This is a genomic window from Synechococcus sp. N32 (genome assembly GCF_900473895.1).
In the GTDB taxonomy this organism is placed as follows: Bacteria; Cyanobacteriota; Cyanobacteriia; order PCC-6307; family Cyanobiaceae; genus Parasynechococcus.
Genome location: NZ_UCND01000012.1, coordinates 1 through 18,864, shown reverse-complemented (window position 1 = coordinate 18,864; position 18,864 = coordinate 1). Strand labels below are relative to the sequence as shown.

25 protein-coding genes and 1 tRNA gene are annotated in these 18,864 nt (G+C 60.1%); 17 read left to right on the top strand and 9 right to left on the bottom strand.

Going from position 1 to position 18,864, the window contains the following annotated elements; genetic code table 11:
• The first annotated feature begins 22 nt into the window (after positions 1-22).
• The 8 genes from yidC to DXY35_RS06595 all read left to right on the top strand — a co-directional run bounded on the left by yidC (position 23) and on the right by DXY35_RS06595 (position 8,473).
• The gene (gene yidC / locus DXY35_RS06625; RefSeq protein ID WP_114988224.1) at positions 23-1,153 is read left to right on the top strand and encodes a membrane protein insertase YidC; all 1,131 of its coding nucleotides are present in this window, start codon (positions 23-25) and stop codon (positions 1,151-1,153) included.
• Complete coding sequence (locus DXY35_RS06620) at positions 1,150-1,686, top strand: DUF177 domain-containing protein (RefSeq protein ID WP_115010347.1); 537 nt, start codon at positions 1,150-1,152, stop codon at positions 1,684-1,686. The genes yidC and DXY35_RS06620 overlap by 4 nt, the downstream gene beginning before the upstream one ends.
• Entirely contained in the window at positions 1,683-3,173 is a 1,491-nt protein-coding gene (locus tag DXY35_RS06615) for an AAA family ATPase (protein ID WP_115081650.1), read from the top strand. The genes DXY35_RS06620 and DXY35_RS06615 overlap by 4 nt, the downstream gene beginning before the upstream one ends.
• A 78-nt stretch (positions 3,174-3,251) precedes the next feature.
• Positions 3,252-3,413: a hypothetical protein gene (locus DXY35_RS12660; protein ID WP_006852120.1), complete on the top strand. Its 162-nt coding sequence runs from the start codon at positions 3,252-3,254 to the stop codon at positions 3,411-3,413.
• A 42-nt stretch (positions 3,414-3,455) separates the two neighbouring features.
• Positions 3,456-4,733 (top strand): serine--tRNA ligase, encoded by a 1,278-nt coding sequence (gene serS / locus DXY35_RS06610; RefSeq protein ID WP_115081649.1) that lies wholly within the window; start codon positions 3,456-3,458, stop codon positions 4,731-4,733.
• A gap of 24 nt (positions 4,734-4,757) precedes the next feature.
• Complete coding sequence (gene rseP, locus DXY35_RS06605; RefSeq protein ID WP_115081648.1) at positions 4,758-5,840, top strand: RIP metalloprotease RseP; 1,083 nt, start codon at positions 4,758-4,760, stop codon at positions 5,838-5,840.
• 57 nt (positions 5,841-5,897) lie between these two features.
• Positions 5,898-6,200: a 30S ribosomal protein S14 gene (rpsN, locus tag DXY35_RS06600; protein ID WP_011363576.1), complete on the top strand. Its 303-nt coding sequence runs from the start codon at positions 5,898-5,900 to the stop codon at positions 6,198-6,200.
• 107 nt (positions 6,201-6,307) lie between these two features.
• Positions 6,308-8,473 (top strand): polyribonucleotide nucleotidyltransferase, encoded by a 2,166-nt coding sequence (locus DXY35_RS06595; RefSeq protein ID WP_115081647.1) that lies wholly within the window; start codon positions 6,308-6,310, stop codon positions 8,471-8,473.
• A 7-nt stretch (positions 8,474-8,480) separates the two neighbouring features.
• Here DXY35_RS06595 and DXY35_RS06590 read toward each other — a convergent pair whose 3' ends face one another.
• Positions 8,481-9,398, bottom strand: coding sequence for a 3'(2'),5'-bisphosphate nucleotidase CysQ (locus DXY35_RS06590; protein WP_115081716.1), 918 nt, complete (start codon positions 9,396-9,398; stop codon positions 8,481-8,483).
• Positions 9,399-9,424: 26 nt separating this feature from the next.
• Here DXY35_RS06590 and rsmI point away from each other — a divergent pair, with 26 nt between their 5' ends.
• Both rsmI and DXY35_RS06580 read left to right on the top strand, forming a co-directional pair.
• Positions 9,425-10,282 (top strand): 16S rRNA (cytidine(1402)-2'-O)-methyltransferase, encoded by an 858-nt coding sequence (gene rsmI / locus DXY35_RS06585; protein WP_115081646.1) that lies wholly within the window; start codon positions 9,425-9,427, stop codon positions 10,280-10,282.
• A gap of 19 nt (positions 10,283-10,301) precedes the next feature.
• Positions 10,302-10,538, top strand: coding sequence for a hypothetical protein (locus DXY35_RS06580; RefSeq protein ID WP_115081645.1), 237 nt, complete (start codon positions 10,302-10,304; stop codon positions 10,536-10,538).
• A gap of 33 nt (positions 10,539-10,571) precedes the next feature.
• Here DXY35_RS06580 and DXY35_RS06575 read toward each other — a convergent pair whose 3' ends face one another.
• Positions 10,572-11,282: a helix-turn-helix domain-containing protein gene (locus DXY35_RS06575; protein WP_115081644.1), complete on the bottom strand. Its 711-nt coding sequence runs from the start codon at positions 11,280-11,282 to the stop codon at positions 10,572-10,574.
• An 89-nt stretch (positions 11,283-11,371) separates the two neighbouring features.
• Between DXY35_RS06575 and DXY35_RS06570 the strand changes: the two genes are divergently transcribed.
• A tRNA-Arg gene (locus tag DXY35_RS06570) sits at positions 11,372-11,445 on the top strand.
• A gap of 96 nt (positions 11,446-11,541) precedes the next feature.
• On the opposite strand, the gene DXY35_RS06565 is transcribed toward DXY35_RS06570, so the two are convergent.
• Positions 11,542-11,814 (bottom strand): DUF3303 domain-containing protein, encoded by a 273-nt coding sequence (locus DXY35_RS06565; protein WP_114988194.1) that lies wholly within the window; start codon positions 11,812-11,814, stop codon positions 11,542-11,544.
• A 128-nt stretch (positions 11,815-11,942) separates the two neighbouring features.
• On the opposite strand from DXY35_RS06565, the gene DXY35_RS06560 reads away from it, so the two are divergent.
• Both DXY35_RS06560 and DXY35_RS06555 read left to right on the top strand, forming a co-directional pair.
• Positions 11,943-12,125: a hypothetical protein gene (locus tag DXY35_RS06560; RefSeq protein ID WP_115081643.1), complete on the top strand. Its 183-nt coding sequence runs from the start codon at positions 11,943-11,945 to the stop codon at positions 12,123-12,125.
• Between the two features lie 119 nt (positions 12,126-12,244).
• Positions 12,245-12,448, top strand: coding sequence for a hypothetical protein (locus tag DXY35_RS06555; protein ID WP_115081642.1), 204 nt, complete (start codon positions 12,245-12,247; stop codon positions 12,446-12,448).
• Between the two features lie 524 nt (positions 12,449-12,972).
• Here the strand turns inward: DXY35_RS06555 and DXY35_RS06545 are convergent.
• The 4 genes from DXY35_RS06545 to DXY35_RS06525 all read right to left on the bottom strand — a co-directional run bounded on the left by DXY35_RS06545 (position 12,973) and on the right by DXY35_RS06525 (position 14,833).
• On the bottom strand, positions 12,973-13,290 hold the full coding sequence (locus tag DXY35_RS06545) for a DUF3288 family protein (RefSeq protein WP_115081641.1): 318 nt from the start codon (positions 13,288-13,290) through the stop codon (positions 12,973-12,975).
• Between the two features lie 326 nt (positions 13,291-13,616).
• Positions 13,617-13,901, bottom strand: coding sequence for a hypothetical protein (locus DXY35_RS06535; RefSeq protein WP_115081639.1), 285 nt, complete (start codon positions 13,899-13,901; stop codon positions 13,617-13,619).
• 81 nt (positions 13,902-13,982) lie between these two features.
• On the bottom strand, positions 13,983-14,189 hold the full coding sequence (locus DXY35_RS06530) for a hypothetical protein (protein WP_115081638.1): 207 nt from the start codon (positions 14,187-14,189) through the stop codon (positions 13,983-13,985).
• A gap of 155 nt (positions 14,190-14,344) precedes the next feature.
• Complete coding sequence (locus DXY35_RS06525; RefSeq protein ID WP_244272983.1) at positions 14,345-14,833, bottom strand: hypothetical protein; 489 nt, start codon at positions 14,831-14,833, stop codon at positions 14,345-14,347.
• Positions 14,834-14,940: 107 nt separating this feature from the next.
• Between DXY35_RS06525 and DXY35_RS06520 the strand changes: the two genes are divergently transcribed.
• Positions 14,941-15,237: a hypothetical protein gene (locus DXY35_RS06520; protein ID WP_115010336.1), complete on the top strand. Its 297-nt coding sequence runs from the start codon at positions 14,941-14,943 to the stop codon at positions 15,235-15,237.
• A 6-nt stretch (positions 15,238-15,243) separates the two neighbouring features.
• Here DXY35_RS06520 and DXY35_RS06515 read toward each other — a convergent pair whose 3' ends face one another.
• Complete coding sequence (locus DXY35_RS06515) at positions 15,244-15,537, bottom strand: hypothetical protein (RefSeq protein ID WP_115081636.1); 294 nt, start codon at positions 15,535-15,537, stop codon at positions 15,244-15,246.
• Between the two features lie 664 nt (positions 15,538-16,201).
• Between DXY35_RS06515 and DXY35_RS13115 the strand changes: the two genes are divergently transcribed.
• From DXY35_RS13115 to DXY35_RS06500, 3 genes are all read left to right on the top strand, one after another.
• A complete protein-coding gene (locus DXY35_RS13115) occupies positions 16,202-16,378 on the top strand; it encodes a hypothetical protein (protein WP_244272982.1) in 177 nt (58 codons plus the stop codon).
• Between the two features lie 103 nt (positions 16,379-16,481).
• Positions 16,482-17,276, top strand: a complete 795-nt coding sequence (locus DXY35_RS06505) for a prohibitin family protein (RefSeq protein WP_115081715.1) — start codon at positions 16,482-16,484, stop codon at positions 17,274-17,276.
• Between the two features lie 13 nt (positions 17,277-17,289).
• A complete protein-coding gene (locus tag DXY35_RS06500; RefSeq protein WP_244272981.1) occupies positions 17,290-18,528 on the top strand; it encodes a DUF389 domain-containing protein in 1,239 nt (412 codons plus the stop codon).
• Here DXY35_RS06500 and DXY35_RS13110 read toward each other — a convergent pair.
• Positions 18,509-18,864: YqaE/Pmp3 family membrane protein (locus DXY35_RS13110; protein ID WP_244272979.1), on the bottom strand; the 356-nt coding region annotated here is incomplete at its 5' end. The genes DXY35_RS06500 and DXY35_RS13110 overlap by 20 nt on opposite strands.

The window sequence follows — 18,864 nt, the reverse complement described above, 5'->3', positions numbered from 1 at the left end:
CCCGCCCCCCCGTTTCTTCAACGTGATCGGATACATCTCCGACAACCTGCTGATTCCAATCCTGGACTTCTTCTACGGGTTGGTTCCGAGCTATGGCCTGGCCATCGTCGCCCTCACCCTCGTGATCCGGATCGCGCTCTACCCCTTGAGCGCAGGATCGATTCGCAGCGCTCGGCGCATGCGCATCGCCCAACCGGTGATTCAGAAACGTCAGGCTGAGATCAAAAGCCGGTATGCCAACAATCCTCAGAAACAGCAGGAGGAGCTGGGCAATGTGATGAAGGAATTCGGCAGCCCCCTGGCGGGATGCCTGCCGCTGCTTGTGCAGATGCCGATCCTGTTTGCACTGTTTGCAACCCTGCGGGGGTCACCGTTCGCCGATGTCCCTTACACCTTGAACATGAAGGTGTTGCCGGCCGACCAGATCGCTGCCGTTGAACCCAAACCGTTCAACAGCGCCAGCCATTCCATCTTCATCGGTGAAACCGACCACGTGCCGGTGATCGCCAGCCTGCCGCGGGGCACCAAGATCGGCGTTGGCGACAGCGCCACCGTGAACCTGCATACGAAGGACGGTCGCGCCTTCAGCGACGTGCTCACGGATGTTGAGAACCCTGGACGCTTCTCCCCCACATGGGCAGTGACCAAAGGTGATGACATCGTCAGCGTCAGCGAGGACGGCACGATCACGGCACTCGCCTCCGGTGACGCCACCGTTGAAGCGAAGATTCCGGGCCTGGCAGCCCGTAGCGGCTTCCTGTTCATCAAAGCCCTGGGCCAGGTCGGCTTCTATGCCGACGGTGCCATCAACTGGGACATCGCCATTCTCGTTGCCGGCTTCGGCATCACCCTGTTCATCTCCCAACTGCTGTCGGGCATGGGCATGCCCGCCAACCCTCAGCAGGCCACGGCCAACAAAATCACTCCGGTGATGATCACGGGGATGTTCTTGTTCTTCCCACTCCCCGCTGGCGTTCTGCTCTACATGCTGATCGCCAACATCTTCCAAGGCCTGCAGACCTTCATCCTCACCAAAGAGGCACTGCCCGACAACCTGCAGAAAATTCTGGATCAGCAAATGGCCCAGAAAACAGTGACGGTCTCTGCCACCTCAGGCGGCTCACGCCTGCCCTTTGAACCGAAGGGCAAGTGATCGAGGCACTGGAGCCTGTTCCCCTCCAGGAGCTCCGGGCCCTCGGCACCGCGAAAGTCTGGGAGGTTGAGGGTGAGCTCGATGAGCTCCCCTCACTCACACCAGTGCGAGGCCATGTTTCCGCAGAGCACCGCGGCAACGTCTTGGCGGTTGAGGGGAGACTCAACACGATCGTCACGCTCTGCTGCGATCGCTGCCTGAATCAGTTCAATCAGAAGCTCAGCTGCACGCCTTCCGAGCTGATCTGGCTGGGAGACGAGCAACCGACGGCCGACGAGCTTGAGCTTTCCGGAGAGGTGGCCGAGATGGAAGGGCTGGTGGATGTTCTCGATCCACGCGGTCAATTTGACCCCCAGCAATGGGCCTTCGAACAACTCAACCTGCTGTTGCCGGTCGTCAACCACTGCGGTGACCACTGCCCAGGCCCACCCGGCCTCCAACAGCAGCCCGTAATCCCAGACACCAAGACAAAGGCTGTGGATCCCCGCTGGCAGGCCCTGCAGCAGCTTCAGCAGCAGATCGATCAGCCATGAGCAGTGCCACCTGGGGACATCAGATCGACCTTCTGGTGCGGGCGCGCACACCCCTGATCTGGGTGCGGAGCAATGAGGAAGCCCGGGTGGAGAGCCTGCTGGGAGAGGCTGCTCAGCGGCTTGCACGCCAGCTGGTCTGCTGGAATTTCATCGATGGCATCAGCGGGCCGGTGAATGCCGATGGCCAGGGGAGCCGTCAACCGATGGCCATGCTGCAGTGGCTTCAGCAACGGGATGCGGACAGCCCAACCCTTCTGCTCGCCAAGGATTTTCATCGTTTCTGCGATGACCCTGGCGTTGCCCGGATGCTGCGCAATCTCGAAGCATCCCTGCGCAGCACCCCGCACACCCTGGTGTTGTGCTGCGGGCAATGGACACCCCCTGGCGATCTGGAAGAAAGCCTCACGCTTCTCGATCTCCCCCTTCCCGACAGCGACGACCTGCGTCGGCTGATCAGCAGCATCGGCACCAGCAGCGGCAGCCCACTGCCAGCTCCTGTCCTGGATGAATTGGCTCAGGCCTGCAGCGGGCTCAGCGAGATGCGTGTTCGCCAGGTGGCCGCCCGGGCCCTGGCCCGCCGCGGCCAGTTGGGATCTGAGGATCTGCAGGACGTTCTGGACGAAAAACGCCAGACGATTGCCCGCAGTGAGGTGCTGGAGTTCTGTCGCAGCGATGCGGGCACCGAAGCCATCGGAGGCCTCGATGGTCTCAAGACCTGGCTGAACCAACGGCACCGGGCCTTCTCGGAAGATGCACGGCGTTTCGGACTGCCTCTGCCCCGTGGAGTCCTGCTCGTGGGTCCTCAAGGCACCGGCAAATCCCTCACGGCCAAGGCCATTGCCTGCAGTTGGTCGATGCCCCTGTTGCGGCTGGATGTGGGGCGGCTGTTCGCGGGTCTGGTGGGGGCCAGCGAGGCACGCACCCGCGAGATGATCCAACGGGCTGAAGCCATGGCACCCTGCGTGCTCTGGATCGATGAGATCGACAAGGGCTTCGGAGGGGATGGCCGCAGTGACGGCGGCACAACCCAGCGGGTTCTGGCCAACGTGCTCACCTGGATGGCGGAGAAACAGTCACCGGTGTTCGTGGTGGCCACCGCCAACGGCGTTGAGAAGCTGCCACCGGAGCTGCTGCGCAAGGGACGTTTCGATGAGATCTTCATGCTCGATCTGCCCAGCAGCGATGAGCGCCGCAGCATTCTTGAGCTGCATCTGGAACGGAGACGACCGGGGCTGAAGCTTCCCCTGGAGACGGTGGTAAGCCGCAGTGAGGGCTTCTCAGGTGCCGAGCTGGAGCAGACAGTGATCGAAGCGATGCACCTGGCCTTTGCCGACAACCGTGAGTTGACGGAGCCTGATCTGATTGGAGCGGCCTCCCAGCTCATCCCCCTCTCCCGCACCGCCAGCGAACAACTCGAGCGGCTGAAACAGTGGGCTGACGGCGGCCGTGCCCGCCCCGCCTCTGTTGCTGCAGGTAACGAAGCCTGACGCGGCGTAACGAACACCCGCCTTGAGTAAGGCGCTGGCCGGCGCGCTCCCTACGGTCCCAACAACAGCAGGACCAACGTGGAGAGCCGCAACGACATCGCCACTCAGCTCTGCGTGGCCTGCCTTGGTGCCGGTGTGATCACGACCATGGCCGTCGCCCAGGGGCAAAGCCCCCTCACCGCCCTCGGAATCACCCTGTTCTCGGGCATCGCGGCGGTGATGGTCGGCCAGGTGCTCTGAAACGGACTGCCATAGGCTGCCGGCGCTGACGCCCCTGAAACCGTGCTCGATCAGCGCCTTGTGCGTGACAACCCCGAAACGATCGCCCAGCAACTGGGGCGTCGAGGTAAGGCTGTTGATCTCACCAAACTGCAGTTGATTGCCCAGCAGCAGCGCGATCTGGAGCAACAACGCAGCAACCTGCAGGCGGAAGGAAACCGGATCGGCAAGGAAGTCGGCCAACGCATCAAGTCGGGCGCTGATCCCAAGGGCGACGAGGTCGCCGAACTCCGCCAACAGGGCAATGCCATCAAGCAGAAGGTGGCGGTGCTGGAGGAGGAAGAGAAGCAGCTCTCCAGTGAGCTCAAGCAGCAGCTGCTGGGGTTCCCCAACCTCCCCTCAGAGGCCTGCCCTGATGGACGCAGCGAAGACGACAACGTTGAAGTGCGCCGCTGGGGTACCCCCCGGGTTGATGACAACCTCGACGAGCACTGGCAGATCGCTGAGCGGTTGCAGCTGTTCGACACCGAACGCTCCGTCCGCATTGCGCAGAGCCGTTTTGTCACGCTGATGGGCCAGGGGGCACGGCTGGAGCGTGGCCTGATCAATTTCATGCTCGACCTCCACACGAGCAAGGGCTACCGCGAGGTGCTGCCCCCTGTGCTGGTGAACAGCGCCAGCCTCACCGGATCAGGACAACTGCCCAAGTTCGCTGAGGAAAGCTTCCGTTGCGCGGAGGACGACCTCTGGCTGACACCGACCGCTGAGGTGCCCGTGACCTCCCTGCACCGGGACGAAATCATCCCGGCAGATCAACTGCCCCTGCGCTACGCCGCCTACAGCCCCTGCTTCCGCCGTGAGGCCGGCAGCTACGGCCGCGACACCCGTGGCCTGATCCGCCTGCACCAATTCAACAAGGTGGAGCTGTACTGGTTTGTGCACCCCGATCACTCCGAAGAGGCGCACCAACAGATCACGGCCGATGCAGAGGCCGTGCTTCAGGCGCTGGAGCTGCCCTATCGGGTTTTAGACCTCTGCACCGCCGACCTCGGCTTTTCCGCCCGCCGAACCTACGACCTCGAGGTTTGGCTGCCGGGAGCAGGGGCTTACCGGGAAATCTCCAGTTGCAGCGTCTGTGGCGATTTCCAGGCGCGACGGTCCTCCATTCGCACCAAGGAGGGCAAGGCCACAAAGTTGGTTCACACCCTGAACGGCAGTGGCCTGGCCGTCGGCAGAACCATGGCGGCCCTGTTGGAGAACGGCCAACAGCCCGACGGCAGCGTCCTGCTGCCCAAAGCGCTGGTGCCCTACGTCGGCCGCGAGCGACTCCAGCCAGAATGACCCGACTGGACTCCTGACGGACATATGAACGTGTTGGCCGCCCTTCTGGTGCTCGCCCTGCTGATCGTGGTGCATGAGGCCGGCCATTTCCTCGCTGCCACGCTCCAGGGCATCCGCGTCAGCGGTTTTTCCATTGGCTTTGGCCCGGCCCTGATCAAGCGGCAACGGCGTGGGGTGACCTACGCCCTGCGGCTGCTTCCCCTGGGTGGTTTCGTCGCCTTCCCTGACGACGATGAGGAGAGCACGATCCCGGCTGATGATCCGGATCTGCTGCGCAACCGGCCCATTCACCAGCAAGCCCTGGTGGTGGCTGCGGGGGTGTTGGCCAACCTGGCCTTGGCACTGGTGGTGCTGTTCGCTCAGGCAGCGTTTGTCGGCGTTCCCGCCGCGCCGGATCCGGGGGTTCTGGTGGTGCAGGTGCAAGCGGGTGGCGCTGCCGCCCGCTCCGGGCTTCGTGCCGGTGACCAGATCCTCAGCCTGAATGCCCAACCCCTTGCGGCAGGACAACGGGGCGTTGAAGCGATGGTTCGGGATGTGAAAGCAGCACCCGAGCGAGCCATCCGTGTGGAGCGAAAGCGGGGAGACGAGACGTCCACCCTTGAACTCATCCCCGACGATCAACAGGGCACAGGAAAAATCGGCGCCCAGCTGCAGGCCAACATCAGTGGTGAGATGCGCCCCGTGCGCAATCCCGGTGAACTGGTGCTCACCACCGGTTCGCAATTCAGCCAAATGCTGCAGCAAACCGTGCGTGGCTATGCCGGCCTCCTGACCAACTTCCGCGCCACGGCGGGGCAGGTGAGTGGCCCCGTCAAGATCGTTGAGATGGGGGCTCAACTCAGCCAGCAGGGGGGATCCGGGTTGGTGCTCTTCTCAGCCCTGATCTCCATCAATCTGGCGGTGCTCAATTCACTGCCGCTGCCGCTTCTCGATGGCTGGCAGATGATGATGCTGGCGATCCAATCCGTTCGGGGGCGGCCGGTGTCCGAACGGATCCAAATGGCCTTCGTGCAATCCGGTTTTCTTCTGTTGGTGGGGCTCACGCTTGTGCTGATCGTGCGTGACACCAGCCAGCTGCCGGTGGTCCAGCAATTGATGGGTCGCTAGGAGGGTGATGGCGCCCATGTATCGTTGACGATTCGTTCACTCGCTGCCCTCAGCTGCATGGCCAAGAAGTCGATGATCGCTCGCGATGTGAAGCGCAAGAAAACGGTTGAGCGCTATGCGGCCAAGCGCGCAGCACTGATGGCAGCCTTCAACGCAGCCGAAGATCCGATGGATCGCCTGGAGATCCATCGCAAGATTCAGGCTCTGCCCCGCAACAGCGCACGCATCCGTGTGCGCAACCGCTGCTGGGCCACCGGTAAGCCCCGCGGCGTCTATCGCGATTTCGGTCTCTGCCGTAACCAGCTGCGTGAGCGCGCCCACAAAGGTGAACTCCCCGGCGTGGTCAAGTCCAGCTGGTGATCAGCTTGTCGCCATGGCGTCGTGAGGGGGAGGCTTGGCCTCCCCTTTCTTGTGAAGAGCAGCCATGAAATGTCAGACTTGGGATTGACAAAAGGACATAAGACGTCGTGCAAGGACAAACCCAGTCGATCTCCTTTGACGGACGCGAGATTCGGCTGACCACCGGGCGCTTCGCCCCTCAGGCGGGAGGATCCGTCTTGGTGGAGTGTGGCGACACCGCCGTGCTTGTGACCGCAACCCGTTCAGGCGGACGAGAAGGCATTGATTTCCTGCCGCTGATCTGCGATTACGAGGAGCGGCTTTATGCAGCTGGCCGCATTCCCGGCAGCTACATGCGTCGTGAGAGCCGCCCCCCCGAACGGGCCACGCTCACGGCCCGACTAATTGACCGCCCGATGCGGCCACTGTTCCCCAGCTGGCTGCGCGACGACCTGCAGGTGGTGGCCACCTGCCTGTCCCTTGATGAGCGGGTCCCCGCCGATGTTCTGGCGGTGACGGGCGCATCGATTGCCACGCTTCTTGCAGGCATCCCCTTCAACGGCCCGATGGCCGCCGTGCGGGTGGGTCTGCTCGGTGACGACTTCGTGCTTAACCCGAGTTACCGGGAGATCGAGCGGGGTGATCTGGACCTGGTGGTCGCCGGCACCCCTGACGGCGTGGTGATGGTTGAGGCCGGCGCCAATCAGCTGCCCGAGCAAGACGTGATCGAAGCGATTGATTTCGGCTACGAAGCGATCTGCGAACTGATCAAGGCTCAGGAACAGCTGCTGAAGGATCTGGGCATCACCCAGGTGAAGCCGGAGAAGCCGGACGAAGACAGCACCGTTCCTGCCTATTTGGAGAAGCAGTGCACCAAAGCGATCAGTGCTGTCCTCAGCAAATTTGATCAGAGCAAGGACGAGCGGGACACAGCCCTGGAAACCGTGAAGGGCGAGGTGTCCGAGACCATCGCAGGTCTGAAGGAAGACCATGCCGTTCGCCAAGCCCTGGCAAACAGCCCGAAACTGCTCGGCAACAGCTTCAAGGCGCTGACCAAGAAGTTGATGCGCCAGCAGATTCTCAAGGACGGCAAGCGTGTGGATGGACGCGGCCTCGACGAGGTTCGCCAGATCAGCGCCATGGCCGGCGTCCTGCCGCGCCGGGTACATGGTTCGGGTCTGTTCCAGCGCGGACTCACCCAGGTGCTCTCCACCGCAACCCTGGGCACCCCCAGCGATGCCCAGGAGATGGACGACCTCCATCCCAACACCGAGAAGCTGTACCTGCACCACTACAACTTCCCTCCCTACTCCGTCGGTGAAACGCGGCCGATGCGCTCCCCCGGTCGTCGTGAGATAGGCCATGGCGCCCTGGCCGAACGTGCCATTCTTCCGGTGCTTCCTGAGAAGGACACCTTCCCCTATGTGGTGCGTGTGGTGAGCGAAGTGCTCAGCTCCAATGGCTCCACCTCGATGGGTTCCGTCTGCGGCAGCACCCTGTCTCTGATGGATGCCGGTGTGCCGCTGAAGGCTCCGGTGAGTGGCGCTGCCATGGGTCTGATCAAAGAGGGCGATGAGGTGCGAATCCTCACCGACATCCAGGGCATCGAGGACTTCCTCGGCGACATGGACTTCAAGGTGGCCGGCAGCGAGAAGGGCATCACCGCCCTGCAGATGGACATGAAGATCACCGGCCTCTCGGTGAAGACGGTGGCTGAAGCCGTCAACCAGGCACGTCCGGCACGGCTCCACATCCTCGAGAAGATGCTCGAGGCGATCGACACCCCTCGGGACAACCTGTCCCCCCATGCCCCACGTCTGCTCAGCTTCCGGATTGATCCAGAGCTGATCGGCACCGTGATTGGCCCCGGTGGACGCACGATCAAGGGCATCACCGAGCGCACCAACACCAAGATCGACATCGAGGACGGCGGCATCGTGACCATCGCTTCCCACGATGGTGCTGCGGCTGAAGAAGCCCAGAAGATCATCGAAGGCCTGACCCGCAAGGTGAACGAGGGTGAGGTGTTCTCCGGTTCGATCACCCGGATCATCCCGATCGGCGCCTTCGTGGAGATCCTCCCTGGCAAGGAAGGCATGATCCATATCTCGCAGCTCTCCGAAGCTCGCGTCGAGAAGGTCGAAGACGTGGTGAAGGTGGGCGACGAGGTGACCGTGCGGGTGCGCGAAATCGACAACCGCGGCCGCATCAACCTCACCCTGCGGGGAGTGCCCCAGGCCGGCGATGCTGCCGAAGTGGAGCCTCAGCCCACCCCGGTGGCACCGCTCAGCTGATTAGGTCTCAGACCTGAAAGCCGGGATCGATCTCGGCCATGGCCCGCGTCGCACGCTCTCCGAGCTCGGCGTGGGCTTTTCCATGGCTGGCGATCAGACAGCCGGCCTGTCGCACGTCGCCGGTGTTGTACGTGAGATCGGCCTGATCGGCATGGGTGAAACGACCACCGGCCGCGAGCAGCACCGCCTCCGGAGCAGCCATGTCCCAATCCTTGGGAGCGCTCTTGCCGGAGAGGGAAACGTAGAGGTCGGTTTCGCCTCTCAGGATCGTGGCCACCTTGAAGCCAACGCTGCCCACGGCTTTGGAACCGCCGAGATTGAGGGCATCAATGAGCTTGACCAAACGGTCGTCGCGGTGGCTGCGGCTGGCCACCAGGATCAGATCTGAAACCTCGGTTCTGTCGCTGAAGCGAACAGGCGACCGCTCACCCTGACGGTCTTCACACCAGGCACCCTCACCAACGATGCCGATCCAGAGTTCATCGGCTTCCGGCAGAAGCACAACGCCGATCACCGGCCGCTTGTCGCGCACCAGGGCCAGATGAACGGCGTATTCGCCTGTGCCCTGCAGGAAATCCTTGGTGCCATCCAGGGGATCGAGAATCCACAGCCACTCCGCCGGCAGCGGTTGGCCTTCCGTGAGCTGCTCCTTGGCGGTCTCCTCGCTGAGCAGCGTCCAGTCGGCCTGGGGGAACGCGGCCGACAGTCCATCCAGCAACCACTTGTTCACGGCCAGATCAGCTGCAGAGACGGGGCCCTCTCCGCCTTCATCGACACTCAAAGCCTTGGGGAAACCATGCGGAGGCTGCTCGCCGCGGGCATAGGCCCGCAGGATGTCGGCGGCACCCCAACTCAGGCGACGCAGTTCCATCAACAGAGCCTCCTGGTTCACGCCAGCGGGGAGGACGGCAGAGCTGGGCATCATGATCAACAGAGGCGCTCGCCATTGTGATGCAACGGGATGAACCAAGCGGCGGCAGCCTTTATCTGGTGGGCACCCCCATTGGTCATCTGGGGGACCTGTCGCCACGAGCCCGTGACTTGCTCCGCAGCGTGGATGTGATCGCCTGTGAGGACACCCGGCACAGCGGACAGCTGCTCAGCAGCCTTGGAGCGGGCGGTCGCAAGCTGTCCTTTCATCAGCACAACACCCGCACCCGCGTGCCCCAACTGCTGGATCTGCTGGCGGAGGGTCAAAGCCTGGCGGTGATCAGTGATGCCGGGCTGCCGGGCATCAGCGACCCCGGTGAAGAGCTGGTGGCTGCAGCGCACCAGGCCGGCCATCCCGTGATCTGCATCCCTGGCCCCTGCGCCGGCACCACTGCTCTGGTGAGCAGTGGCCTGCCCAGTGGACGCTTCTGCTTCGAAGGATTTCTGCCGGCCAAAGGCAAGGAACGGCGGGCCCGCCTCGAAGCCATCAGCCATGAACCCCGCACAACGGTGCTGTACGAAGCGCCGCACCGCCTGATCACGTTGCTTGAGGAACTCCAGCACCACTGCGGAGGAGAGCGTCCTCTGCAGGTGGCACGGGAACTGACCAAACGCCATGAAGAGCAGGTGGGGCCAACGGTGGATGGCGCCCTGCTGCACTTTCAGCAGCACCCACCCCAGGGAGAGTGCACGGTTGTGCTGGGGGGAGCACCATCGCAGGACTTGGAAGAACCCAACGACGACGACCTGCTCAGGCAGCTGCAGGTGTTGCAGGACGAGGGTGCAAGCGCCAGTGATGCTGCACGGCAACTGGCCCAGACCACAGGGCTGTCCAGACGACGCCTGTATGCCCTCTTGCACCAGGGCACGTCAAACTGAGCCCGTCGACGGTTGTGCTGTGTTGATTCGCCTGCGTCTTCTGCTGATCAGCTTTGGCGGTGGCCTACTGCTGCTGCTGCTGCTCTGCCTTGGAGCCCAGAACCTTCAGGATCGCCACACGCTCCAACTCGGGGGGCAGCGCTCAGTGCCTCTTCCCACGGGTTTTCTCGTGGGGATTGCGATGGTGATCGGGGTGATCAGCGGCGGAACCGCAACGGCCGTTTTGCTTCCCGATCAACGCGATCGCTTCGATTAAGAGCAATCAGGTAAGAGCAATCAGCGGCGGTGCTCAGGCATCCAGCGCAATCAAGGTTCCGTCCAGCACCAGTCGTGTAATACCCCGGGCCAACAGGTAACTGCTGGTGCGCTGAAACACAGCCGTATCGGGAACCTTGATCACCCGCTGACTACGCCCGCACTGGCGCTTGGCTGCACGGGGGCTGGCAAACAGGCACAACCCCTGCCGGTCCTGCTCGGCATCGTCGAGGAGGCCCAACTCGGGGAACTCCTTGAGGGGGCGCGCATCCAGCTCGACCACCTTGTCGACGAGCATGTAGGCGCTGTCCGGCAGCAGGTCGACACTGAACGGTTGGGCTTGATTCATTGGGCGATCACTGAGATTTCCCACGCCAAGCAGGGGAACAAGCTCCGTGAACGTTTCAACGCTGCCGTTGTCATCGTCTTCGGCGAGCTCCTCCTCAGAGTCTTCGCCGAAGTCATCGGCATCATCCAGGGCCAGGCTGCTGTCGTCTTCCTTGAGGGAGTCAGCCTCTGGTTCTTCCGCCTGAGTGACGGTTGGCGGAGGAGGAGTCGCCAGTCCTTTTTGCCTGCTGGCCTTCAGCGCGGCATAAGCATCAGCTGGCAACAGTGCTTTCACCGTGCGACTCACGGTGTTAGGGCTGCAGCCAAAGGCCTCAGCCAAAGCTGATGTTGACTCGCCGGCCTTGTAACGACCGACCAGATCCTGCTTCTCGCTGTCGCTGAGACGACGCGGGGCCATGGATGCCGATCAAGAGTCCATCACCTTAGTTGGCGCAAGGCTTCCAAATCCAGCCTGCCTCGAAGCAGCCTGCCAAGATGTGGGCGCTTGCTCCCTTAGCTCAGCTGGATAGAGCAACTGCCTTCTAAGCAGTCGGTCGATGGTTCGAATCCATCAGGGGGCGTCTAAGACGAAGCCACTCCAACGAATACGTTTCGGAAGGGTTCAAACGGGTTGTGGAGCCCCCCGGAGCATGAGGGGCACCGATCAGATCAAACAATCAGCTGTAGGCCTTGGCGATGAGGGGGCCAGCTTGCTCATCTGACAGCACTGGGGTGACCTCCCAGTCGAGGCACTCGGCCCACTCCGCGGCGTGCTCGTAACAGGCATCGGCGTTGTCTGCCTCCACGAGAATCCAGCCCTCAACAGAGCCCGGTGCGTGCCAACGCTTCCAGGACTTGCACTCAGGGAAAGGCGCACCCGTTGCAAGGAACTTCTTAGCAGCGATTTCGTGGTAGCCGGTCTTGAACGACCAGTGCATCAAAAAGGTCATGGAAGGTGTTGAAGCCAACGAACATTCCCACAGGCCAAACAGTTTGTCTGTGAGGGCAAACACGGCGGGATAGATCGCTGCAAGCCCTTCCCTCAATCGTCGTCAGCAATCGTCTTGCATCCAGCGTTATGCGCGGTTACATGGGAGCCATGCAGCCAGATGGCGGAATGCCGGAGCTTCTCAAGCGTCAGATTGACCGCCTGGAAACCGCCATTGACCTCTCGACGGACTGGCTTGAAATTCAATACCTGATGGTTGAGCTCGATCAGCTCAAGGCTCTGCATGAGGAGGCCGAATCAGAGGCTGCTTAGGCGAGATTTGACCTCAGCCTCAGAGCACAACCCATCGAGCTCAGCAACAAGTCAGGCCAGCTTGTTCGGCGTTCTTGATCCAACTCTGCCAGCGTGGGGAATAACTGACGTTCCATGGCATGAATAACGAGCAGCAGGTGGAACTCGAGCGCCTCGAGCGTGTGCTTGCGGTGGCCAAGCGGAACGGGAACGAGCTGTTCATTCAGAACATCGAACGGGAGATCAGCGCCGTTCAGCAGGGTGAACACTCCCCCCTCATCGAGGAATACCTCACAGCGGAAGAGCGGGCATCAAGGGGCGTCGACAACCAGCCCGAGGCTTGAAACCAACTGAAAGGCACGCCTTCCCAACAATCGATCGTTCAGGCCCTTAAGGCAATGCGCCTTAATGCTGATGACTTTGTGCCCAGAAGGCACAAAACTATGGGCATCGAGATCGGAGGAGCCCATGATGGACGACACTCCACCCCAGCAGACCGAAGAAGCAGACTGACTTTCTGGCCCCTGCTCCAACAGTCTCAAGAATGACCTGGGTTGGTCCTTTGGTGGGCACGCAATGGTCCGCCACGCCAATCGACGCTCCACTTGCACCGTCTCAGGTGCCCTCGGAGAAAACGACCCAACACCTCGAGCCCATGGCCCCAGGGCGCCTCGAGCCAGACGCTTCGACCCTTTCTTTCCCTAGCTGAAGTGATGGGTTGAACGATGCACAAACGAGCGAGTTAGGCCGTCTTTCCACCGGGAAGGGCGGCCTTCCTCTTTGGCTGATCACCCATGAAACAGGAGCCACCCGATCTCATCTGGGGCTCACGTTTAGATAGTTAAGGGAAGAGCCATTCCAGCAAGCATCAAGCGTCTGCATCCTCCACATCGGCCCCAGAACCAACACCTTCAGCCACAGGATCCTGCCCAGGCCGCCAGCCACTGTCCCAGATTTCACGCGTCTTGAGATTCAACTCATCGCGCGAAAGTCCCCATAGCGTGAGACATTTCTGCAGATCATCACGAATATCTTCAGAGCCAGGAAAATCCGCATATCGCGAAAATAACGCTGCAATCGTTGTCAACTGCTGCGGGCCTGGTTCGCCTTCATGACCCAACACAGCATCGATCTGGTCGCGATCAATGGCGTAAAGCGGATGGGTTTGCTGCGTGTCGTCGGTCATCCACCGATCATGCCTGAACAGGGGGAGCAGAGCAGCAGATCAGTCGAGCTCCCAGCACTCAGACCCACGACTGGTGAGCAGGCAGACAACGTGCTTTTCTTCGCTGATCAGGCGATACGTGTGCCCATCAGCATCACTACAGGCACGGGCATGCCAGAAGGCATTGTCTTTGGAAGCGTGTTCGGCACGATTGGACCAACCATCAACTGTTAGCTCTTGAACCGCAAACATGCGCCTGACTCGAACTGAACAAAGGCTCGAGGAGCACGCACATTCTGTGCAGGATCAACAGAAACTCGTTGGGATCGCTTGATCAGCTGTTGTAATCAGCGCAAAGCCGAGATTTTGTCGACACTTGAACCAACTTCCTCAATAGAAAGACGCTCAGCTGAGGCGTCATTTTGAAGACGAAAGAGAAAGCCATTCACCCAAGCTGTCTCTTTATTGTTGACCTCATGGCCACGGTTAACGAACCCGGGCTGCTGCTGGAACAGATACAGGAGAATGGTTAGAACGTCCTGCGGCGAAAGATTTTCTGGGTCAATCGATGGCAGTTGATCCCTTACATCCAGATACGACATTGACCCGGTGGTCGCAACATCAAAGGCCACTGTCGACTTGCACGCACGATCAGTCCATCCAAACAAAAAGCCCCACCGAAGTGGGGCTTCATCTCTTGAGTGAAACAGGAGTCAGAGCCAATTGGCACGCATGGCCTCATAGGTCACACCTCGGTATTTCAACTGAGTTGGAGCAACCTTCCTCTTCGCCAGCTTGACGGGAGAGAGATGTGCAGAGGTGTAGTCGCCGGATTCAGATCCTCGAGCCACGGCCTTTTTGGAGTTGTTGCGGAGCTGCACGCGCAGCTCACGCTCCTTCAGAAGCTGAAGAGCATTCATGGTGTTCCTCGTAGAAAGCTCAGGCCCCGTTCCATGCCCTGAGTCGAACTGCGCTTCGCTGTGTAGCGAAGTGAACGTTTGTAGCAGTTGCTACAAAATAAATATAGGGCACCCAGGCCGAGTTGCGCTGTTCATCCCGTTACAGCCAGAGGCAATTAAATCAAGTTCAACCGCAAAAGCTGCGCCAATGCGAGCGAATTGTGGTCGTCTTCGTTGGTCGTTCTCAATTCAAGGTTGAAAAAGAGCGCTGATGGCTCCTGAACAAAAGGGCCTGCATGCCACGTTCCCGGATGCAGCTTGAAGGCTTCACCGGCCTGAAACTTGATCAGAGCGATCGAGGATGCGGGGGGCGGACAGCCGGAATCTGTGGAAGGGGCCATGGCCAGCCACCAGGGCTGGGCATCGGCAGATCCCAGACACTGACTCACGCGATGGTGCCGAGTCATCGACTTGAGCACAGGAGGCCGGCGGCGGATCCGCATCACGTAAAAGCGCGGTTGACCGTCTGCAGCGAAATACAGATCTGCGTCCGCTGAACCGAACAATGCAGGATCGTTCTGCGGACGCAACAAGGTGCCACAGCGCTCCAACCAAGGCGAGTCCGATGCAATCGGCGTCAGGCTCTGGGTTTCCTCATGATCCATCCCGTCAGGATATGAAAACCAGGCCATGCACCCGTGCAACAAATGGTGCCTTGGGCCACTGACGGCAGGGACGGAACTCCCTATCACCTGAAAAAGGTGAACCGATCATGCTGACCACGTCGACACGCTTGAAACTGCAAAACATCTGCAGCCGCCTAGCGCAGGGCGAGTTCGTGTCACTCCAGGAACGCGTCTACCTTCAAAAATTTGCCGAACGCGATCGCAGCGTGAGCACGTGGGTGAGCAGAGCGCAACGCTTTCAACGGGAAGGCACACAACAAGGCCTCGACGGCTTGATGGCCGATCTCGACCTGGGGCGACGTCATCCAGACGACCCTGAACATCCAGAAGATGATCTCGGCGACTGGTTCAGCAATGCTTCGCCTTGGCTGCGTCGCGACTGACGCGCCTTAGCTGGGATCGTCGAGGGGGCCGAAATGGCTGACAGCAACCGCCTGCAAGGTCTTCAACGATTCCAGAACAGCCAGACGTTGCTGAGCCTGAGCAAGCATCGGCTTGCCATGGGGGACGCATGATTCGATCAAAGATGCCGCCTCAGAGGCTTCAGCCTTCACCCAGCCCGTGCATCGCTCAAGGCGGGTGGTGAGATCACCATCACGCAATGCGCCCGAGTAGTTCGGCCCCGCGAAAACCTCGAGAAGTGTCGCCAGCGCATCCCTGGCCTGCTCCCGGTTCACCGTCATAGGGCTTGTGGAATACGGGACCACACTGGCAGCCCAGGCACAAAAAAGCCGCCTCATGTGGGCGGCCGGGTGATGGGGATATCCACAGCCTACCCGAACGAACCAGTGATTGCAGGCCTTTTGAAGAAATGGCGACAACACAGGCTGCCAAAGCTTTCCACCTTCCTGTGGATAAGCTGCCGCCAAACGGTGTTTTATAAAACTCAATCCACCACATCTGGTGGATCAGCTGCACAAACTTGACGAGAAGCACTACACTTATTGAAAAGCCGGGTGATGGGGATTACTTGGCTTATTCCTCCGTTTAACGGAGGTTTTTTTATGCCTTCTCCCACGACAAGGCAGCCCTGTCTGCAGAGCTCACATGGCCAACGAGCATGTCCATGCAGAAGAGGCAAGCCACATCTGCACAACTTTGTTCACGGATCTGACTCATCTCAGTGAACTGAAGAGACTGATTCAGGTCTGATGACCCAGGCCATTGAAATCAAACCAACAACTTTGTCAGGCAAGACTCAGATCCACGCCATAGGCTCCGTGCAGCAACACAAGATCTCGACCAGATGCGTGCCCTGAACGGATTGCTGCTGCCAGCGATTGCTCTGAGCGTGCTCCCGTCTTCAGCAGGCGCTCTTGAGTGGGTCCTTGTAAACCGGCCGAAGCGGTGAAAATCATCGACACCAGCCTGGGACAAGGAAAAACGCTTCAGCACGCCATGCAGATGATGATCAAAGCGAAAGTGTTCGACGGATCCAAGGCGTGCATCACCTTCATCCGCGAGACCTCGATGAGCATGCGCGATTCATACCCAAGAGCCTTTAAATCGCTTTGGTTGAACTAGGCATCCTTCGGATCCTGATGATGTCGGTTTGGCGGAGAACCGGCCCTTGAGCCAACGGCCCACGAGCAAACCCGACATCATCGAGTCAGGATCTCGACCCATCATGCAAACCCCACGACGGATCAACGATCCCGCCAATAGCCTCGCCGTGGTGGTTGCCGTCGTTCTCAGCGCGCTGCTGTTGTTGGGGCAGGCTCTGTTCATCGTTCCGGCCGGCAAGGTTGCCGTGGTCACCACCTTGGGCAAGGTGAGCGGAGGATCGAGACTCCCGGGCCTCAATCTCAAGGTGCCGTTCATTCAATCGGTGTATCCCTTTGATGTGCGCACCCAGGTCAAACCGGAGGAATTTGCCACCCTCACCAAAGACCTCCAGGTGATCGAAGCCACCGCAACCGTGAAATATGCCGTTCGCCCCAACGAAGCCGGACGGATCTACAGAACGATCGCCGGCAACGATCGCGAGATCTACCCCCGCATCATTCAGCCGTCATTGCTGAAAGCACTGAAATCGGTCTTCTCCCAATACGAGCTCGTCACCATTGCCACCGAATGGAACGACATCTCCGCCTTGGTGGAGCGCACGGTCGCCGAAGAACTCGACAAATTTGATTACGTGGAAGTGCGCGGTCTCGACCTCACAGGCCTACAGATCGCCGAGGAATATCGCGCTGCCATTGAACAGAAACAGATCGCAGAGCAGCAACTGCTCCGCGCCCAGACCGAAGTGAAGATCGCTGAGCAGGAAGCCCTGCGCTACGACACCCTCAACCGCAGCCTCGACGATCAGGTGCTCTACAAGCTTTTCCTCGACAAATGGGATGGGCAAACGGAGGTGGTACCGGCCCTTCCGGGCAGCAACGCCAGCACACCTCCAGTAATTGTGGGGCGACGCAGCTGAACCAACGCCAGCCGTGGTTGTTGATCAACAATCGCTTCTCGAAGACAAAGATCGTCTCGAAGAACTGCGCCGCAGTTACGACGGCGAAGCACGACTGAACGAGTCCTTCATCGTTCTGACGGTTGGCGCCAGCCTGATCGCCAGCCTGGGTTTGGTCGCCGACAACAATGCGGTGATCATTGGTGCCATGGTTGTGGCGCCGTGGATCCTGCCGCTGCGGGTGGCGGTGTTCGCGATTCTGATCGGGCAGGCCAGGCTGTTGTCACGATCACTGATCACCCTTGTCGCCGGAGCAGGGATCACCTTGATCCTGTCGATGGGATTGGGCCTAATCGCACGCAGTCAGGGCTTGCTGGTGGTCGAGGCCTTGCCAGAACAGATCGTCGCCCGACTTGAGCCCAACACATTTGATTTGGGGATCGCCCTGGCTGCAGGTGCCATCGCGACCTACGCCAAGGTCAACCCGGGTGCCGTGAGTTCGATGGCCGGCACAGCGATTGCCGTGGCCTTGGTGCCACCGGTGTGCGTGATGGGATTGATGCTCTCCGGGCCAGACATCAGCAACGCCCAAGGGCCTGCACTGCTCTATGCCGCCAACCTTCTTGGAATTCTGATTGGCGGGATCACGGTGCTGGCGATTCGTGAGCCGTACTTTCGCGACAAACTCAGGCGCCGCCGCCGCTCACGCTTACCCGTGCTGTTGGCATTGGGTTTGGCCGTGGTGGTGGGTCAAAAACTGTATGGGAGGTATGAGCAATACCGATACAGGCTGAATAGGGAGGTGGCCCAAAAACAGATTGAATCGGAGATCCGCTACTACCTCGAGAATGAGACGTTGACCTTTGGCGCCAACGACGCCGTGGAACTGGAAAAGGTTGTCTTCGACTGGCCTGACTACTGGGAACAAAATCAAGCCCCAAGTTTCCTGGTGGTGGTGCGATCACTCGACCCCAAGCTACCGAGTTACAAGCAGGTTCAGAAGATTCAAGACACGATCAACAGCAGACTTTCAGGGCAATTCCCTGGCCTTGAACTGCAGATGCAGGTGCAACGCATCAACGTGAGCGTGGTGGAAGGCAATGAAGTGGACCTTGAGGTTGACCTCGAGCAAATCTTCAACGAAGCGGATACAAGCCAAGCACCGCCACAGGCGCTTGAAGATGAAACAACAGTTCAAGCAGAAGATTCAGCCGTAGCTGAATCTGTTCAGAGCCAGATTGCTGAAACGCGATTTATTTGCGGGTCAGGATGACAAACAGGGCGTGAATCACAGCGGCTGGCCACATGCCAAATAACACTGGGAACCCAAGGCCACCAACGGCAAAGAGATAGATCACCAGGTTGATCCAAAAGGGCTGCGTCAATCCCACCTGAGTGAAGACGCCCAGAGGGGGAATGAACAGGGCAATAATGATCCGAAAGATGTCGCCGCAGGTCATCAGAGGAGCACGGGAGTGCCCATGTCTAGCCATCAGAGCCTGACGCACAGATGGCTCTTCTCTATTGATGGTTGATTGGATCTCAATTCTGAAAGCACAACAAAAAGCCCCCTCCGAGGAGGGGGCTTTCCGATTCAGTTGATCTGAAT

What these genes read in the sequence shown, in the direction of transcription:
- DXY35_RS06530 (WP_115081638.1), bottom strand. Translation starts at nt 14,189, where the DNA reads ATGAATGCTCTTCAGCTTCTGAAGGAGCGTGAGCTGCGCGTGCAGCTC.
- rseP (WP_115081648.1), top strand. Translation starts at nt 4,758, where the DNA reads ATGAACGTGTTGGCCGCCCTTCTGGTGCTCGCCCTGCTGATCGTGGTG.
- rpsN (WP_011363576.1), top strand. Translation starts at nt 5,898, where the DNA reads ATGGCCAAGAAGTCGATGATCGCTCGCGATGTGAAGCGCAAGAAAACG.
- DXY35_RS06520 (WP_115010336.1), top strand. Translation starts at nt 14,941, where the DNA reads ATGCTGACCACGTCGACACGCTTGAAACTGCAAAACATCTGCAGCCGC.
- DXY35_RS06560 (WP_115081643.1), top strand. Translation starts at nt 11,943, where the DNA reads ATGCGCGGTTACATGGGAGCCATGCAGCCAGATGGCGGAATGCCGGAG.
- rsmI (WP_115081646.1), top strand. Translation starts at nt 9,425, where the DNA reads ATGCAACGGGATGAACCAAGCGGCGGCAGCCTTTATCTGGTGGGCACC.
- DXY35_RS06555 (WP_115081642.1), top strand. Translation starts at nt 12,245, where the DNA reads ATGAATAACGAGCAGCAGGTGGAACTCGAGCGCCTCGAGCGTGTGCTT.
- DXY35_RS06575 (WP_115081644.1), bottom strand. Translation starts at nt 11,282, where the DNA reads ATGGCCCCGCGTCGTCTCAGCGACAGCGAGAAGCAGGATCTGGTCGGT.
- DXY35_RS06505 (WP_115081715.1), top strand. Translation starts at nt 16,482, where the DNA reads ATGCAAACCCCACGACGGATCAACGATCCCGCCAATAGCCTCGCCGTG.
- DXY35_RS06525 (WP_244272983.1), bottom strand. Translation starts at nt 14,833, where the DNA reads ATGGATCATGAGGAAACCCAGAGCCTGACGCCGATTGCATCGGACTCG.
- DXY35_RS06590 (WP_115081716.1), bottom strand. Translation starts at nt 9,398, where the DNA reads ATGATGCCCAGCTCTGCCGTCCTCCCCGCTGGCGTGAACCAGGAGGCT.
- DXY35_RS06565 (WP_114988194.1), bottom strand. Translation starts at nt 11,814, where the DNA reads ATGACCTTTTTGATGCACTGGTCGTTCAAGACCGGCTACCACGAAATC.
- DXY35_RS06515 (WP_115081636.1), bottom strand. Translation starts at nt 15,537, where the DNA reads ATGACGGTGAACCGGGAGCAGGCCAGGGATGCGCTGGCGACACTTCTC.
- DXY35_RS06615 (WP_115081650.1), top strand. Translation starts at nt 1,683, where the DNA reads ATGAGCAGTGCCACCTGGGGACATCAGATCGACCTTCTGGTGCGGGCG.
- DXY35_RS06545 (WP_115081641.1), bottom strand. Translation starts at nt 13,290, where the DNA reads ATGACCGACGACACGCAGCAAACCCATCCGCTTTACGCCATTGATCGC.